The sequence below is a fragment of the Agarivorans sp. Z349TD_8 genome (assembly GCF_050870825.2).
GTDB lineage: Bacteria > Pseudomonadota > Gammaproteobacteria > Enterobacterales > Celerinatantimonadaceae > Agarivorans.
The window spans coordinates 3573786-3591058 of sequence record NZ_CP194037.2 but is presented as its reverse complement, the minus strand read 5'-3'; the positions used below and the strand labels follow the sequence as shown (position 1 = coordinate 3591058).

Here is a 17273-nt window from a genome sequence, read left to right as displayed (position 1 = left end):
TTTCAGTTGGTTTACATAGTTATTACATTTATTGTTATTTGATGAATGAAGTACAGGCCCAAGACTGAATTGATAAGCTTGTGTCAGAACGTTGTAGGTGAAAATCCGCTTTTTGTTTAGTAAAAGTTGTTAGAATATTTATGTGGATAATTAGCATTCTTATATTATTGTTTTTATCATTTTAAGTTTTCAATTGGAGTGGGAAAATTGTATTTATCGCTATTAAAGTCGTATTTTCAGCTAAATAACTTATTTTCATAAGTTTGTATAAAAAACAATAGATCTCTTGCCTTATCTCTTCTATAATCCGCGGAATTTGCCAAATTTTTATTGTGTTGGGCTAAAGTTAGGCTTTAGTTCAACTTTGTCGTATCGACAATTCTTTGTTAGGAGGTTGCCTTGAGCAAATCAGCGCTGCTGGTATTAGAAGACGGTACCGTGTTCCGTGGTACTGCAATCGGAGCCAATGGAAGTGCCGTTGGAGAAGTTGTTTTTAATACTTCGATGACCGGATATCAAGAAATTTTAACTGACCCTTCATACGCTCGCCAAATAGTCACCCTCACTTACCCCCATATTGGAAACTACGGAACAACACCTGAAGATGAAGAGTCTTCGAGTATTCATGCCTGTGGTTTAGTGATTCGTGATTTACCTTTGTTAGCGAGCAATTTCCGCAGCCAGCAAAGTTTGAGTGAATATTTAGAGTCTCGTAATGTGGTGGGGATCGCTGACATTGATACCCGTAAGTTAACCCGTATTTTACGAGAGAAAGGTGCTCAGGCGGGTTGTATTGTGGCTGGGGAAGATCTGGACCAAGCAAAAGCTCTAGCGGACGCGAAAGCTTTCCCGGGTCTAAAGGGCATGGATTTGGCTAAAGAAGTAACAACTTTGGAGTCTTATTCCTGGGCGCAAGGCAGTTGGGACTTAGTCAATGGCTTACCGGTAGACAGTGAAGATAATAAATTTCATGTGGTTGCTTACGACTTTGGCGTGAAGCGTAATATCTTACGTATGTTAGTAGATCGGGGTTGTCGGCTTACGGTGGTGCCAGCGCAAACTTCTGCAGCAGAGGTTTTAGCACTGAATCCCGATGGCATCTTCTTATCAAACGGCCCCGGTGATCCAGAGCCATGTGATTATGCCATTGCGGCGGTTCAACGCTTCCTCGAAACAGATATCCCCGTATTTGGGATCTGTTTAGGTCATCAAATTCTTGCTTTAGCCAGTGGCGCTAAAACCGTGAAGATGAAATTTGGTCATCATGGTGGGAACCATCCGGTGAAAGACATTGAGCAGAATCGAGTCATGATTACCGCACAAAACCACGGTTTTGCCGTTGACGAAAAAACCTTGCCAGATACGCTAACAATGACCCACTTCTCACTGTTTGACCAAAGCTTACAGGGGATTCATCGCACCGATAAGCCTGCGTTTAGTTTTCAGGGTCATCCTGAAGCGAGCCCTGGTCCGCATGATGCAGCGCCATTGTTTGACCATTTCATTGAATTAATTGAGCAGCGCCTTAACGGCCAAGCGTAGGTAGAGAGCAGCAGAACTTATGCCAAAACGTAATGATATAAAAAGCATTTTGATATTGGGCGCAGGCCCGATTGTTATCGGTCAGGCCTGTGAGTTTGACTACTCTGGTGCCCAGGCTTGTAAGGCCTTGCGTGAAGAGGGTTACCGAGTCATTTTGGTTAACTCTAACCCCGCGACCATTATGACTGACCCGGAGATGGCTGATGCCACCTACATCGAACCGATTCATTGGGAAGTTGTAGAACGAATTATCGCCAAAGAACGTCCGGATGCAGTTCTGCCGACGATGGGTGGTCAAACCGCATTGAACTGTGCGCTAGAGCTTGAGAGCAAAGGCGTACTCGAAAAATACAATGTTGAAATGATTGGTGCTACAGCGGACGCGATTGATAAAGCAGAAGATCGCAGCCGTTTCGACAAGGCTATGAAAAGTATTGGTTTAGCTTGTCCAAATGCTGGTATTGCTCATTCTATGGAAGAGGCTTACAAGGTCTTAGACGAAGTCGGCTTCCCTTGTATTATTCGACCCTCTTTCACCATGGGGGGTACCGGTGGCGGTATCGCTTATAACAAAGAAGAATTCGATGAAATTTGTACTCGAGGCTTAGACCTTTCTCCAACCAGTGAGTTATTGATTGACGAAAGTTTAATTGGTTGGAAAGAGTACGAGATGGAAGTGGTTCGTGATAAAAACGACAACTGTATCATTGTCTGTGCTATTGAAAACTTCGACCCAATGGGCGTACATACCGGTGACTCAATCACGGTTGCTCCTGCACAAACGCTTTCTGACAAAGAATACCAATTGATGCGTAATGCCTCGTTAGCGGTTTTACGCGAAATTGGCGTAGAAACGGGTGGATCTAACGTTCAGTTTGGGATTTGTCCAAACACTGGCCGTATGGTGATTATTGAGATGAACCCGCGGGTATCGCGCTCATCTGCACTCGCGTCTAAAGCAACCGGTTTCCCCATCGCAAAAATTGCAGCTAAGTTAGCCGTCGGCTTTACCCTTGATGAGCTGCAAAACGATATTACCGGTGGTCAGACACCAGCGTCGTTTGAGCCTTCCATTGACTATGTAGTCACTAAAATCCCTCGCTTTAACTTTGAGAAGTTTGCTGGTGCTAACGACCGCTTAACCACCCAGATGAAGTCGGTGGGTGAGGTGATGGCGATTGGTCGTAACCAACAAGAGTCACTGCAAAAAGCGCTACGCGGCCTAGAAGTTGGGGTGGATGGTTTTGACCCGATTGTTGATTTAAATGCGCCTGATGCCATGGAAACTATTCGTCACGAATTGCAAAACGTAGGCTGTGACCGTATCTGGTATATCGCAGACGCATTCCGTGCCGGAATGAGCGTTGAAGATATCTTTGGCCTGACCAATATTGACCGTTGGTTCTTGGTACAAATTGAAGACATTATACTGCTGGAAAATCAAGTTGCCAAAGCCGGCGTAGCCAGCCTTGATGCGGCGACGATGCGTAAACTTAAACGCAAAGGTTTTGCCGATGCACGCTTAGCCAAATTGACTGGTGTTTCAGAGAAAGAAATACGTAAGCTTCGCCATCGTTTAGCAGTGCTGCCGGTTTACAAACGGGTGGATACTTGCGCGGCAGAGTTTGCAACTGACACCGCTTACATGTATTCAACTTACGATGAAGAGTGTGAAGCCAATCCTACGAATAATAAAAAAATTATGGTCTTAGGCGGCGGTCCTAACCGTATTGGGCAAGGGATTGAATTCGACTACTGTTGTGTTCATGCCGCGCTTGCGATGCGAGAAGACGGCTACGAAACCATTATGGTGAACTGTAACCCAGAAACGGTATCGACCGATTATGATACTTCTGACCGCTTGTACTTTGAGCCAGTCACCTTGGAAGACGTGCTGGAAATTGTCCGTGTTGAACAGCCGACAGGCGTGATTGTACAATATGGCGGCCAAACCCCGTTGAAGCTCGCACGTGAGCTGGAAGCGGCTGGCGTGCCGATTATTGGTACTTCGCCGGATGCGATTGACCGTGCTGAAGATCGTGAACGTTTCCAATTAGCCGTTGATCGTTTGAAGCTTAAACAACCTGAAAATGATACGGTAACTACGACTGAAGAAGCCGTCATTTCTGCAGGGCGTATTGGTTACCCCTTGGTGGTACGTCCTTCTTATGTGTTAGGCGGACGAGCCATGGAAATTGTTTATGACGAAATCGATTTACGTCGCTACTTCAAAGAAGCGGTTAGTGTATCGAATGACTCGCCAGTACTGCTTGATAGCTTCCTAAATGATGCCATTGAAATCGATATTGATGCCATTTGTGACGGTAAAGATGTGGTGATTGGCGGCATTATGGAGCACATTGAGCAAGCGGGAGTTCACTCGGGTGATTCTGCCTGTTCATTGCCTGCTTATACCTTAAGCCCACAAATTCAAGATCGAATGCGTGAACAGGTGAAAGCCTTAGCTTTAGAGCTGGGTGTGATTGGCTTAATGAATACCCAGTTTGCAGTGAAAGATGACGAAATTTACTTAATCGAAGTCAACCCTCGTGCTGCGCGTACCGTGCCATTTGTTTCTAAGGCAACCGGGGTTCCAATTGCTAAAGTGGCTGCTCGGGTTATGGCTGGTAAATCCTTAGCTGAGCAGGGCATTACCAGAGAAGTGATCCCTCCTTTTTATTCTGTTAAAGAAGTGGTATTGCCGTTTAACAAATTCCACGGTGTTGACCCTATCTTAGGCCCTGAAATGCGTTCTACGGGTGAAGTGATGGGGGTAGGTGATACTTTCGCTGAAGCCTACGCTAAAGCTGAGCTAGGGATTGGCAATGACGGACCGAAGAGTGGTCGTGTGTTGTTGTCGGTGCGTAATTCCGATAAGAAGCGTGTGGCAGAGCTTGCGGCTAAGCTGGTCGAGTTGGGTTATCAACTCGATGCTACTCATGGTACAGCTGTGGCGCTTGGCGAAGCGGGTATTAATCCTCGTTTGGTGAATAAGGTACACGAAGGTCGGCCACACATTTTGGACCGTTTAAAAAATGGTGAGTACAGTTATGTCATCAATACCACTGAAGGGCGTCAATCTATTGAAGATTCTCGTCAATTGCGGCGGGCTGCTTTGGTGCAAAAAATAAACTATACCACCACTTTAAATGGGGCCTTTGCAACTTGTTTGGCACATAGTGCCGATGACCGTGGTACTGTGACTTCCCTCCAAGATTTGCATAAACGTATTGTGTAATCATTAGTAATCGCGATGACTTTGGCGGTGAATCACTTCACCGCAGCTTAAAATCGCGTTACACTGCATCTATAAATAAAAGTAAATTGGCTGTCATCGACAGCCAATTTTTTTCTGTTTTTCTTGTTTGATTGAGTTAGTGAATATGAAACCTGTTCCAATGACGGTGCGTGGTGCGACGCAATTACGTGAAGAGTTAGAACATCTGAAAACGGTTGTTCGCCCTAGAATTATTGAAGATATTGCCACTGCTCGTGAGCATGGTGATTTAAAAGAAAATGCTGAATATCATGCGGCTCGCGAGCAGCAAGGTTTTTGTGAAGGCCGAATTCAAGATATTGAAGGCAAGTTGAGTAATGTTCAGGTGATTGACGTTACGAAGATAGTGAATGCTGGTAAAGTGATTTTTGGTGCCACGGTCACCTTGTTAAATGTTGAGACCGATAAAGAAGTTACCTATGGTATTGTGGGTGATGATGAGGCTGATTTTAAAAAGAATCTTATTTCAGTTAATTCACCAATTGCCAGAGCGTTGATCGGTAAAGAAATGGATGACTGTGTCAATGTGATTACCCCTGGCGGTGAAGTTGAATACGAAATTGTTAATGTTGAATATAAATAACCTAGTTATTTGATTCACTTAAACGCAGCAATTTGCTGCGTTTTTTGTTGGAGATGCGCAGTGTTAGATATTGATTACTCGAAATACGATGCTTTAATTTTTGATATGGATGGGACTTTAGTTGATTCGATGCCTGCGCATTTAGCGGCTTGGGAACAGGCCTTGGCAAAGCAAAATCTACCGGCATATATCGACTTTATCGGCCAACGAGGCGGTATGCCGACCTTAAAAATTGCCCAACAATATCAGCAGCATTTTCAGCTCACACTCGATGCTCAGCAGTTATTGATGGATAAGCGAGCCTGCTTTGAAGGCCACTGGGAACAGGTAAATAAGATAGAAGTGACTTGCCAACTCTTGGATCGCTTTAAAGGGCATAAGCGCTTTGCATTGGGAACAGGAGCCGAGCGAGTTAATATGCAGCGTATTATGGATAATTTAAATTTAACTGGACATTTTTCGGCTTTGGTCAGTGCCGATGATGTGAATGCGCATAAGCCTGAACCTGATACCTTTCTTGAAGCCGCAAGGCGGTTGAATGTGCCTGCCAAACGCTGTTTGGTGTTTGAAGATACCCCTTTTGGCTTACAGGCCGCACAAAATGCGAAAATGGATTGTGTGCTGGTGAAAGATTTTAGTTTGGCTGAGTTTGTTGCCGCAGGTTAAATAAATGCGAGCGTTTGTTGTATCTGGTGGTGATACTCGTTGACGATTTCGCTTCGTTGGCTAAGGCATATAGAGAGAGTTGCTCAGCGCCATGAGCCTTTACATACTCGGTAATCGCTCGAAATTTATCGGTAAAACGGCTGCTCGTCGAGTCGGGGCAAAGAGGTGTTTTAGTTGGCAATCGATGGGAGCATACCCGCGAAAAAAAGCTGGGTGTTGCTCTTAAACTAACGCGTTGTTTCTCGCATCATTGATGACTTGCTGCAGTAACCGCCATCAGAGTTGGTTAATTTCACGCAAAATAGGGTGCTAGCCAGCATCCAAGCTCAGCGTTTTCTCAAGTACTGAAATTTGCAGTATAAAAAAAGCGGCTATTGCCGCTTTTTTTATTTCTTAGGTAATTCTATTTTTTGCGCTTCACTCGGACGGTAAAGAATTAAAATGTGACCAATCACTTGGACCTTGACCGCTTCCGCCTTGCTGACGATGGTATCGGCAATTAATTGTTTCATTTCTCTGTCGTCGGTTGCAATTTTCACCTTAATCAGCTCGTGATGCGCCAAGGCGATATCAATTTCTGCTAGAATTCCTTCGGTGAGTCCATTCGACCCAAGCATCACAACTGGCTTAAGGTTATGAGCCAAGGATTTTAGGTGCTGTTTTTGTTTGTTAGTCAGTCGCATGAAACTTTCTGCTTACTCGGGGTTGAAAAAGGCACATTCTAGCGCCATCTATGGATGAATACTATTTTATAATCACTATACGGTGTGGTTTTGTAACTATAGTGGAAACTATCTGTGACCAATAAAAAACATACGGCGAGCTCCAAACGCTGGTTAACCGAACATTTTGATGATCATTATGTTCAAAAAGCTCAGAAACTTGGGCTGCGTTCTCGCGCAGTGTTTAAGATAGAAGAGATCCAAAATAAAGATAAGTTATTAAAACCTGGTATGACGGTGGTTGATTTAGGTGCCGCTCCTGGCGGTTGGTCGCAATATTGTGTTGAGCAACTAGGCTTGAATGGGCATGTAATTGCTTGCGATATCTTACCAATGGACCCGATTGCTGGCGTTGATTTCTTATGCGGAGATTTTCGTGAAGAAGACGTGTTAAATGCTCTGCTCGAACGAGTCGGTGAGAAGAAAGTAGATGTGGTGCTTTCTGATATGGCACCGAATATGAGTGGTAATAGTAATGTTGACCAATCACGAGCGATGTATCTGGTTGAGTTAGCTTTAGAGATGTGCCGTGAAGTATTAGCCCCCAAAGGCTGCTTTGTGGTGAAGGTGTTTCAAGGTGAAGGCTTTGATCGATATCTGCAAGATGTGCGTTCTATGTTCAGTAGTGTAAAAACGCGCAAACCAGATTCCTCTAGGGCTCGCTCTAGAGAGGTCTATATAGTAGCTAGTGGCTTTAAACTATAGTACGCTAGGTAATAATTCGTATTTAAATAACCGATGAGGTTTTCGTCTTGAGTGACATGGCAAAAAATCTGATTCTGTGGCTAGTGATTGCGGTTGTATTGATGTCCGTATTTCAAAGCTTTAGTCCTGATTCAAACAATGGTCGGCAAATGGATTACTCAACCTTTGTTAAGGATGTGAATCAAGAGCAGATCCGTGAAGTGAGAATTAGTGGGCAAGATATTAAAGGTACTAAGCGTACTGGCGAGCAGTTTACCACCATTATTCCTTTACACGACAAAGACTTACTAAATGATTTGATTAATCATAATGTGAAAGTGTTGGGCGAGCAGCCAGAAGAGCAAGGCATGTTGGCGCAGATCTTCATCTCGTGGTTCCCTATGTTACTGCTGATTGGGGTATGGATATTCTTCATGCGTCAAATGCAAGGCGGCGGTGGTAAAGGGGCAATGTCTTTTGGTAAAAGCAAAGCACGCTTGATGAGCGAAGATCAAATTAAGACTAATTTTGCTGACGTAGCTGGTTGTGATGAAGCAAAAGAAGAAGTTGCTGAGTTAGTCGATTACTTGCGTGACCCAACTAAATTCCAAAAACTGGGCGGAAAAATTCCCACTGGTATTTTGATGGTAGGTCCTCCTGGTACAGGTAAAACGCTACTCGCCAAAGCGATTGCTGGTGAAGCAAAAGTACCTTTCTTTACCATTTCTGGTTCAGACTTCGTTGAAATGTTTGTTGGTGTGGGTGCCTCACGGGTACGAGACATGTTTGAACAAGCTAAAAAGTCAGCGCCCTGTATTATTTTCATCGATGAAATCGATGCAGTTGGTCGCCAGCGTGGAGCTGGTCTCGGCGGCGGACATGATGAGCGTGAACAGACTTTAAACCAAATGTTAGTCGAAATGGATGGTTTTGAAGGTAACGAAGGGATTATTGTGATTGCGGCAACCAACCGCCCCGATGTACTTGACCCCGCTTTGTTACGTCCTGGTCGATTTGACCGTCAGGTCACTGTTGGTTTACCAGATATTCGCGGTCGTGAGCAGATCCTTAAAGTCCATATGCGTAAAGTGCCTTTAGGCGATGGCGTCGATCCAAGTGTCATTGCTCGTGGAACGCCTGGTTTTTCTGGTGCCGATTTGGCTAACCTGGTCAATGAAGCCGCATTATTCGCTGCTCGTGGTAGTAAGCGAGTGGTCGCCATGGAAGAGTTTGAAAAAGCCAAAGACAAAATCATGATGGGTGCTGAGCGCAAGTCAATGGTGATGACTGAAAGCGAAAAAGAAATGACAGCCTATCACGAAGCGGGTCATGCGATTGTTGGCCGCTTGGTGCCAGAGCATGATCCAGTTTATAAGGTGAGTATTATACCACGTGGCCGCGCACTGGGGGTAACCATGTACCTGCCTGAGCAGGATCGGGTGAGCCATAGTAAACAGCATCTTGAGAGCATGATCTCGAGTTTGTATGGCGGACGCCTCGCGGAGCGGATTATTTATGGTGATGAGAAAGTTTCCACAGGTGCCAGTAATGATATCGAACGCGCCACTGAAATTGCTCGTAAAATGGTGACTCAGTGGGGCCTGTCGGAATCGATGGGGCCATTGTTGTACGCTGATGAAGAAGGTGAAGTGTTCTTAGGGCGTACTGCAGCGAAAACCAAGCATATGTCCGACGATACTGCGAAAGCCATTGATCTTGAAATTCGCTCGGTCATTGATCGTAATTATCACCGTGCTGAATCCTTGCTTGCAGAAAATATAGATATTTTGCATGCCATGAAAGACACCTTGATGAAATACGAGACGATTGATGCGAAACAGATTGATGATTTGATGATGCGTAAAACGCCTCGTCCACCAGCGGATTGGGATGATGGAGACACTCCTTCTAAAGCGGATATTAAGCCAGATGACAACTCGTCTGATTCGGTAGATCAGCCTAAGTCTATGGGCGAAGATCCAGCACAGTAATTGCTCATTGAGCTATTAGCCCTGTAAGTTACTTACAGGGCTTTTTTATAAGTAAAATGATATGACACAATCCTTTCAAATTGGCCCTCACCAATTCACTCGTCCAGTTATCATGGGCATTCTTAATGTTACCCCTGATTCATTTTCAGATGGTGGTCAGTATCTCTCTAAGCAGCGGGCATTGCAGCGAGTTGAACAAATGTTGGCTGAGGGTGCCGACATTATCGATATTGGCGGGGAATCAACTCGCCCTGGCGCGCCAGCGGTGAGCCTAGAAGACGAATTAGCCCGCACCGTAGACTTAGTTGCGGCGATTAAACAGCGCTTTTCATGCCTGGTATCTATCGATACCAGCAAGGCTGAAGTGATGCGTCAAACGGTATTAAATGGCGCTGACATGATTAATGACATTTGTGCACTGAGTCAGCCTCAAGCATTGGAAGTCGCGGCAGAGCTAGCGGTACCCGTTTGCTTAATGCATATGCAAGGGCAACCAAGAACCATGCAGGCGAATCCAGAATATAAGGATGTTGTTACAGAGGTGATTGATTATCTAAAAATGCGAGTTGAGAACTGTGTAGCAGCAGGAATCGTTCGTTCTAATATAATTGTTGATCCTGGCTTTGGTTTTGGTAAGAGCGTACAGCATAATTATCAACTGTTAGCGCGCTTAGCCGAGTGTCAACAGTTGCAACTGCCAGTGTTGGCCGGTATGTCTCGTAAAAGCATGTTTGGTAAGTTGCTGGATCGGCCGACGGAACAGTTGTTGGCTGCGAGTATTGCCGGCGTTATGCTGGCTGCTGAACAAGGGGCGCAGATCTTTCGTGTGCATGATGTGCAAGCCACGGCTGACGCTTTAAAGGTTTTTTCTATGGTACAGATGAGTAAATAATGACAAGAAAATATTTTGGCACGGATGGTGTCCGCGGTAAGGTGGGTGATTACCCAATTACCCCAGAATTTGCATTAAAATTGGGTTGGGCTGCAGGGAAGGTATTGTCGAGTACTGGCACTCGAAAAGTATTAATTGGCAAAGACACGCGGATTTCTGGTTATATGTTGGAATCGGCCCTAGAAGCAGGTTTATCCGCAGCCGGTGTTCAAGCCAGTTTTGTGGGGCCTATGCCCACTCCTGCGGTGGCTTATCTAACACGCACCTTTAGAGCCGAAGCTGGCATTGTGATTAGCGCTTCACATAATCCTTATTACGATAACGGCATTAAATTTTTCTCTGCGGGTGGAACCAAGTTACCTGACGATGTTGAACTGGCGATTGAGGCAGAGTTGGACAATCCCATGACTTGTGTCGATTCAGCCAGCTTGGGGAAGGCCAGACGTATTGAAGATGCAGCTGGTCGTTATATCGAATTTTGCAAGAGTACGTTTCCTAACAAATTTAGTCTCGCGGGCTTAAAAATTGTGGTTGACTGTGCGCATGGTGCGACTTACCACATTGCGCCGAAGGTCTTCAGTGAACTGGGTGCCGAGGTTGTCGCTATTGGTAACCAACCCAATGGATTAAACATCAATGACAAGTGTGGTGCGACCGATACCCGTTTATTGGCGGAGCAAGTATTAGAGCATCAAGCAGATTTAGGAATTGCCCTCGATGGTGATGGTGACCGCGTCATGATGATTGACCAATATGGTGTCGAAGTTGATGGTGATGAGATCCTTTATATTTTAGCCAAAGATGCCCAGTTAGGTCAGCGCCTAAGCGGTGGTGTTGTGGGGACTCTGATGAGTAATTTGGCGCTTGAGCAAGCCTTTTTTGGCATGGATATTCCGTTTAGTCGAGCCAAAGTTGGTGACCGCTATGTCATGGAGCAGCTCTCAGAGAAAGGTTGGTCTTTCGGTGGAGAAAACTCAGGACATATTATTTGTTTAGGACATACCACCACCGGTGATGGTATTGTTGCCGCCTTACAAGTATTAGCGGCGATGTTGGCTCAAAAGCAAAGCCTACGTGGTTTGTTGGCTGAGCTCACTCTTTATCCTCAGTTATTGGTGAATGTTCGTTTTAAAGGTGAGTCGGATCCCTTAAATAGTGAACTGGTTAAATTAGCGCAGGCGAAAGCTGAACAACAATTGGCCGATAGTGGTCGAGTTTTATTGCGCAAGTCTGGAACCGAGCCGTTATTAAGAGTGATGGTCGAAGGGGCTGATTCAGCTCTGGTTGAACAATGTGCCAATGATATTGCCGAAGCCGTGCGCGCCGCATGTGCTTAATATTTGTTTGAAGTGCACGATATTTAAACGGTTGAACGAAGAATGTGACTTTTTTTAAGTTGTTGCTTGTATTAAACGCATAGGTTCGCTAATATCTCGCCCGCTTTGGTGACTTGTGTTTCACTAATTGACGGTCGGAATAATGACCGACCCACACTTAGGTGAAAGAGAATGTACGAAATTTTATTAGTAGTTTATTTGTTAGTGGCATTGTCGTTGATTGGTCTCGTATTGATCCAACAAGGCAAAGGCGCTGATATGGGTGCATCTTTTGGTTCCGGTGCATCTAACACAGTATTTGGTTCTTCTGGTTCAGGTAACTTCCTAACTCGTTCAACCGCTATTTGTGCAATGTTATTTATTCTTATCAGCTTGGCGTTAGGCAACCTTTCAGCCAAACAAAGTAAACAAGTTGATGAGTGGAGCGATTTGTCTCAGCCAGTTGCTGAGCAAGTAGTACCTGAAGGTGATGTACCAGCATTGCCGGCTACACCAGGTAGTGACGTTCCAAACTAGTTTAAACTGCCGAGGTGGTGGAATTGGTAGACACGCTACCTTGAGGGGGTAGTGTCCTATGGACGTGCGGGTTCAAGTCCCGCTCTCGGCACCAATAGTTATTTTTGCATCCTTGACGAGTGATTGGTATAATCTTCGGCAATTCGGACGCGGGATGGAGCAGTCTGGTAGCTCGTCGGGCTCATAACCCGAAGGTCGTCGGTTCAAATCCGGCTCCCGCAACCAACTATTCAACACCTGGTGTGAATAGTTTTTAAAGGCTCAGAAATTTAAAAGCCCCGCTTCATCGGGGCTTTTTGTTATTTTTTCGCCGCACCTTAGGTGCTAGAACTGGGCTATTACGCCCTTTTTTTGTTTCTGGAGGGAAACCTTGGCAACTGTAGAACAAAGACTCACTGACATGCTTACACCAGCGGTTGAAGCGCTAGGGTTTGAGTTGTTAGGCATCGAATACGTAAGTGCTGGCAAGCATTCTATTGTTCGTCTTTTCATCGATCATGAAGATGGGATTAATGTAGACAATTGCGCGGATGTTAGTCGACAAGCTAGCGCCATATTGGATGTAGAAGATCCAATTAGTACAGAATATAACCTTGAGGTGTCATCTCCTGGTTTAGAACGTCCTCTGTTTAAAGCAGAGCATTATCAACGTTTTATTGGCGAAATTGTATTTATTCAATTACGTATGCCAGTGAGTAACCGTCGAAAATGGCAGGGCGAAATCATTGCTGTTGAAGACGACACCGTCGTGCTCGCAGTTGCATCAGAACAACATCGGATAGCGCTAGGCAACGTGCAAAAAGCGCATCTAGTTCCCCAATTTGATTGAAGAGGGTGAGGAATGAACAAAGAAGTCTTGTTGGTTGTTGACGCGGTATCGAATGAAAAAGCATTGCCGCGCGAGAAGATTTTTGAAGCTATGGAAGTGGCTTTAGCTACAGCAACCAAGAAAAAATACGAAGGTGATATCGAAGTTCGTGTCGATATTGACCGAAAAGACGGTAGTTTTGAAACGTTCCGTCGCTGGCGAGTGGTAGAAAATCAAGAAGCCATTGAAAATCCATATCGTGAAATCACCCTAGATGCGGCTCAATATGAAGAGCCTAGCATCGAACTTGGTGATTACGTTGAGGAACAAATTGAGTCGGTTGTATTTGACCGGATTACCACGCAAACAGCTAAGCAAGTTATTGTTCAAAAAGTACGTGAAGCAGAACGTGCTCAAGTGGTCGAACAGTACTTTGATCAAGTGAATGAATTAGTAACCGGTATTGTTAAAAAAGTAAGCCGCGAAAATATCATTGTTGATTTAGGCAACAATGCAGAAGCGGTTATCCATCGCGAAGAATCGCTACCGCGTGAAGCGTTTCGCCCCGGTGACCGAGTACGCGGTTTGCTATACGAAGTGAAGCCGGAAGCTCGCGGTGCTCAGTTATTTATGAGCCGTACTCGTCCGGAAATGTTGATTGAGTTATTCCGCATTGAAGTTCCAGAAATCGCTGAAGAGATGATCGATCTCGTCGCGGCTGCTCGTGATCCTGGTTCTCGTGCAAAAATTGCGGTGAAGAGTAATGACCGACGCATTGACCCTGTGGGTGCTTGTGTTGGTATGCGTGGTGCACGTGTTCAAGCCGTCTCGGGTGAGTTGGATAATGAGCGTGTTGATATTGTATTATGGGATGACAACGCCGCACAGTTTGCGATTAACGCAATGGCTCCAGCGGAAGTTGCTTCTATCATTGTCGACGAAGATAGCCATTCTATGGATATCGCCGTTGAACAAGATAATCTAGCTCAAGCAATTGGCCGCAACGGTCAGAATGTTCGTTTGGCTTCACAGCTTACTGGCTGGGAACTGAACGTAATGACAGTTGAAGAGGCAAATAACAAGCATCAAGCGGAAGCACAAAAAGCCATCGATACTTTTATTCAATACCTTGATATTGATGAAGAGTTTTCAACGGTACTGGCTGATGAAGGTTTTACCACTTTAGAAGAGATCGCTTACGTACCAGTGAATGAGCTGTTAAGTATTGATGGTCTTGATGAAGACACGGTTAATGCCTTGCGTGAACGAGCCAAGGCGGCATTGGTGACCGAAGCTTTAGCGAAAGAAGAGTCTTTGGATAATGCTGAGCCTAGCGAAGAATTACTCGCTCTCGAGGGAATGGAGCGCCACTTGGCATTTGTTATGGCAAGTAAGGGGATTGTGACCCTTGAAGATCTCGCAGAACAAGGGATTGATGAGCTAGAAGATATTGAAGAATTGTCGGACGAAAAAGCCGGCGAACTAATTATGGCTGCCAGACAGATTTGCTGGTTTGGCGACGAAGAATAAGGTCGACGGAGGATAATAGCCCGATGACAGAAGTTTCAATTAAACAACTCGCGACCGACGTGGGAACAAACGAAGATAAGCTAATTCAGCAATTTGCAGATGCAGGCATTCAGAAATCTTTAACGGACTCGGTGACTCAAGAAGAGAAAGCTAAGCTTCTTGAGCATCTAAAACAACAGCACGGCGAAGAGAGCTCTCCAAGCCGTATGACACTTAAACGCACCACCAAGAGCACCTTGAGTGTCGCGGGTAGCGGCGGTAAGCGCGCAGTGCAAGTTGAAGTGCGTAAAAAACGCACTTATGTCAAACGTAGCACCGTAGAAGAGCAAGCGAAACAAGAAGCCGAAGAAAAAGCGCGTCTTGAAGCGGAAGAACAAGCACGTTTAGTTGCAGCTGAAGCGGCTAAGAAAGCGGCTGAAGAAAATGCTAAGCGCGAAGCTGAAGAAAAAGTGAAACGCGAAGAAAAAGCTGCCGCTGCAGCGAAAGCCGCTAAAGCGAAGGAAGCTGAGAAGCAACAGGCCGATGCAGCAAAATCACCAGAGCAATTAGCTGCAGAGAAAGAAGCGGCTGATATTTTACGCAAGCAAGAAGAAGCTGCAGTGGCTAAAGCTGAAGCTGAAGCTGAGAAAAAAGCAGAAGAAGCTAAAAAGCTAGCGATTGAAAACGCTGCGCGCTGGGCTGAAGAAGAAAAACTACGTAAGAAGCGAGAAGAGTCAGCTGATTACCATGTAACAACGTCTACTTATGCGCGTGCTGCTGAAGATGAGCAAGAGCAAAAAGCCGAAGCTCCTCGTCGTAAGAAGCGTAAAGCGAAGCAAAACGACGATAACAACTCTCGTCGTGGTGGCCGCAAAGGAAACAAACGTCAAGTGGCTACGCCTACAGCAATGCAGCATGGTTTTAACAAACCAGCTCAACCAGTAGAACGTGAAGTGCGCATTGGTGAAACCATTTCTGTCGGCGAGCTAGCCTCTAAAATGGCGGTAAAAGCGACCGAAGTCATTAAAGCGATGATGAAGATGGGTGCAATGGCAACCATTAACCAAGTCATCGATCAAGAAACTGCAACTTTGGTTGCTGAAGAGCTTGGTCATAAAGTGGTGCTGGTTAAAGAAAACGCGCTTGAAGAACAAGTGATGCAAGAAGCTGAATCGACGGGTGAGAAAACAACCCGTGCGCCAGTTGTGACCATCATGGGCCACGTTGACCACGGTAAAACATCCTTACTTGACTATATTCGTCGCGCTAAAGTTGCCGATGGTGAAGCTGGCGGTATCACCCAGCACATTGGTGCTTACCATGTAGAAACTAATGGTAACATGATCACCTTCTTAGATACTCCGGGACACGCGGCGTTTACCTCTATGCGTGCTCGTGGTGCTAAGTCGACTGATATCGTGGTATTAGTCGTTGCTGCTGATGACGGTGTGATGCCACAGACTGTAGAGGCCGTCCAGCACGCTCGCGCAGCTGGCGTTCCGTTAGTGGTTGCTGTGAACAAGATGGATAAAGAAGGCGCTGATCCGGATCGGGTCAAAAATGAGCTTTCTCAACACGAAGTTATCCCAGAAGACTGGGGCGGTGATGTTCAGTTTGTTCACGTCTCGGCGAAAAGTGGTGAAGGGATCGATGAGCTTTTAGAAGCCATTGTATTGCAGTCTGATGTATTAGAGCTTACAGCGAGTCATGTCGGTGCTGCATCGGGTGTGGTCATCGAATCTCGTCTTGATAAAGGCCGCGGCCCGATAGCTTCAATCTTGGTTCAACATGGCCAATTGAAACGTGGTGACATTATACTTTGTGGTTTAGAGTACGGACGTATTCGCGCCATGAAAGATGAAAATGGTAAAGACATCGAAGGTGCCGGACCGTCTATTCCTGTAGAGATTCTTGGTCTCTCTGGTGTTCCGCAAGCGGGTGATGAAGCAACGGTTGTTCGTGATGAGAAAAAAGCGCGTGAAGTTGCCTTGTATCGCCAAGGTAAATTCCGTGATGTGAAACTAGCGCGTCAGCAAAAATCTAAACTAGAAAACATGTTTGCCAACATGGAAGAAGGTGAAGTTCAAGAATTAAATATTGTCTTGAAGTCTGATGTACAAGGTTCACTAGAAGCGATTTCGGATTCATTGCAAAAATTGTCTACTGATGAAGTCAAAGTTAGTATCATTGGCCGTGGTGTTGGTGGTATTACCGAAACTGATGCGACTTTAGCTGCCGCTTCAAATGCGATTGTGCTTGGCTTTAACGTTCGTGCCGATGCGACCGCTCGCCGTATTATCGAATCAGAAAACGTTGACTTACATTACTACAGTGTAATTTACGATCTGATCGATGAAGTGAAGAGCGCAATGACCGGCCTATTAGCGCCAGAATTCAAACAACAAATTATGGGCTTAGCTGAAGTTCGTGACGTATTTAAGTCACCAAAACTGGGTGCGATTGCTGGTTGTATGGTTCTGGAAGGTAGCGTGAAGCGCTCAAATCCTATTCGTGTATTACGTGATAATATTGTTATCTATGAAGGCGAGCTTGAATCATTACGTCGCTTTAAAGATGATGTGAACGAAGTTCGTAACGGTATGGAATGTGGTATCGGCGTGAAGAACTATAATGATGTTCGTGCTGGCGACCAAATTGAAGTATTTGAGATTGTTGAAGTTCAACGTACACTTTAGGTGTAAGGTTTAACGATATCTCTTAAATGGGGGCTTGCGCCCCCATTGTT

At 45.4% G+C, this 17273-nt stretch carries 13 protein-coding genes and 2 tRNA genes; 14 read left to right on the top strand and 1 reads right to left on the bottom strand.

Features of this window, described 5'->3' with window-relative positions:
- Nucleotides 1-399 precede the first annotated feature (399 nt).
- The 4 genes from carA to ACRRS1_RS16195 all read left to right on the top strand — a co-directional run bounded on the left by carA (nt 400) and on the right by ACRRS1_RS16195 (nt 6068).
- Nucleotides 400-1542, top strand: a complete 1143-nt coding sequence (gene carA, locus ACRRS1_RS16210; protein WP_432467392.1) for a glutamine-hydrolyzing carbamoyl-phosphate synthase small subunit — start codon at nt 400-402, stop codon at nt 1540-1542.
- Nucleotides 1543-1561: 19 nt separating this feature from the next.
- Entirely contained in the window at nt 1562-4780 is a 3219-nt protein-coding gene (gene carB / locus ACRRS1_RS16205) for a carbamoyl-phosphate synthase large subunit (RefSeq protein WP_432467393.1), read from the top strand.
- Between the two features lie 145 nt (nt 4781-4925).
- The gene (gene greA, locus ACRRS1_RS16200) at nt 4926-5402 is read left to right on the top strand and encodes a transcription elongation factor GreA (protein ID WP_432452170.1); all 477 of its coding nucleotides are present in this window, start codon (nt 4926-4928) and stop codon (nt 5400-5402) included.
- A 60-nt stretch (nt 5403-5462) separates the two neighbouring features.
- Nucleotides 5463-6068, top strand: coding sequence for an HAD family hydrolase (locus tag ACRRS1_RS16195; RefSeq protein ID WP_432452171.1), 606 nt, complete (start codon nt 5463-5465; stop codon nt 6066-6068).
- Nucleotides 6069-6454: 386 nt separating this feature from the next.
- Here the strand turns inward: ACRRS1_RS16195 and yhbY are convergent, their stop codons facing one another.
- On the bottom strand, nt 6455-6751 hold the full coding sequence (gene yhbY, locus ACRRS1_RS16190; RefSeq protein WP_432452172.1) for a ribosome assembly RNA-binding protein YhbY: 297 nt from the start codon (nt 6749-6751) through the stop codon (nt 6455-6457).
- 114 nt (nt 6752-6865) lie between these two features.
- Between yhbY and rlmE the strand changes: the two genes are divergently transcribed.
- The 10 genes from rlmE (at nt 6866) to infB (ending at nt 17223) form a co-directional block, all read left to right on the top strand.
- Nucleotides 6866-7495, top strand: coding sequence for a 23S rRNA (uridine(2552)-2'-O)-methyltransferase RlmE (gene rlmE, locus ACRRS1_RS16185; protein WP_432452173.1), 630 nt, complete (start codon nt 6866-6868; stop codon nt 7493-7495).
- Nucleotides 7496-7542: 47 nt separating this feature from the next.
- A complete protein-coding gene (ftsH, locus tag ACRRS1_RS16180) occupies nt 7543-9465 on the top strand; it encodes an ATP-dependent zinc metalloprotease FtsH (protein ID WP_432452174.1) in 1923 nt (640 codons plus the stop codon).
- Between the two features lie 61 nt (nt 9466-9526).
- A complete protein-coding gene (folP, locus tag ACRRS1_RS16175) occupies nt 9527-10357 on the top strand; it encodes a dihydropteroate synthase (protein WP_432463649.1) in 831 nt (276 codons plus the stop codon).
- Complete coding sequence (gene glmM, locus ACRRS1_RS16170; RefSeq protein ID WP_432467394.1) at nt 10357-11694, top strand: phosphoglucosamine mutase; 1338 nt, start codon at nt 10357-10359, stop codon at nt 11692-11694. The genes folP and glmM overlap by 1 nt, the downstream gene beginning before the upstream one ends.
- Before the next feature lie 171 nt (nt 11695-11865).
- Nucleotides 11866-12210 (top strand): preprotein translocase subunit SecG, encoded by a 345-nt coding sequence (gene secG, locus ACRRS1_RS16165; protein ID WP_432452177.1) that lies wholly within the window; start codon nt 11866-11868, stop codon nt 12208-12210.
- Between the two features lie 8 nt (nt 12211-12218).
- Nucleotides 12219-12304 (top strand) — tRNA-Leu (locus tag ACRRS1_RS16160).
- Nucleotides 12305-12358: 54 nt separating this feature from the next.
- Nucleotides 12359-12435: transfer RNA gene (locus ACRRS1_RS16155), tRNA-Met, on the top strand.
- Nucleotides 12436-12580: 145 nt separating this feature from the next.
- Nucleotides 12581-13039: a ribosome maturation factor RimP gene (gene rimP / locus ACRRS1_RS16150; protein WP_432452178.1), complete on the top strand. Its 459-nt coding sequence runs from the start codon at nt 12581-12583 to the stop codon at nt 13037-13039.
- A 12-nt stretch (nt 13040-13051) separates the two neighbouring features.
- Nucleotides 13052-14548: a transcription termination factor NusA gene (gene nusA / locus ACRRS1_RS16145; protein WP_432452179.1), complete on the top strand. Its 1497-nt coding sequence runs from the start codon at nt 13052-13054 to the stop codon at nt 14546-14548.
- Nucleotides 14549-14571: 23 nt separating this feature from the next.
- On the top strand, nt 14572-17223 hold the full coding sequence (infB, locus tag ACRRS1_RS16140; RefSeq protein WP_432452180.1) for a translation initiation factor IF-2: 2652 nt from the start codon (nt 14572-14574) through the stop codon (nt 17221-17223).
- The last annotated feature ends 50 nt before the right edge of the window (nt 17224-17273 follow it).

Excerpts from the sequence above, each read along its gene's own strand:
- carB (WP_432467393.1), top strand. The coding sequence starts at position 1,562 with ATGCCAAAACGTAATGATATAAAAAGCATTTTGATATTGGGCGCAGGC.
- greA (WP_432452170.1), top strand. The coding sequence starts at position 4,926 with ATGAAACCTGTTCCAATGACGGTGCGTGGTGCGACGCAATTACGTGAA.
- yhbY (WP_432452172.1), bottom strand. The coding sequence starts at position 6,751 with ATGCGACTGACTAACAAACAAAAACAGCACCTAAAATCCTTGGCTCAT.
- folP (WP_432463649.1), top strand. The coding sequence starts at position 9,527 with ATGACACAATCCTTTCAAATTGGCCCTCACCAATTCACTCGTCCAGTT.
- glmM (WP_432467394.1), top strand. The coding sequence starts at position 10,357 with ATGACAAGAAAATATTTTGGCACGGATGGTGTCCGCGGTAAGGTGGGT.
- secG (WP_432452177.1), top strand. The coding sequence starts at position 11,866 with ATGTACGAAATTTTATTAGTAGTTTATTTGTTAGTGGCATTGTCGTTG.
- nusA (WP_432452179.1), top strand. The coding sequence starts at position 13,052 with ATGAACAAAGAAGTCTTGTTGGTTGTTGACGCGGTATCGAATGAAAAA.
- infB (WP_432452180.1), top strand. The coding sequence starts at position 14,572 with ATGACAGAAGTTTCAATTAAACAACTCGCGACCGACGTGGGAACAAAC.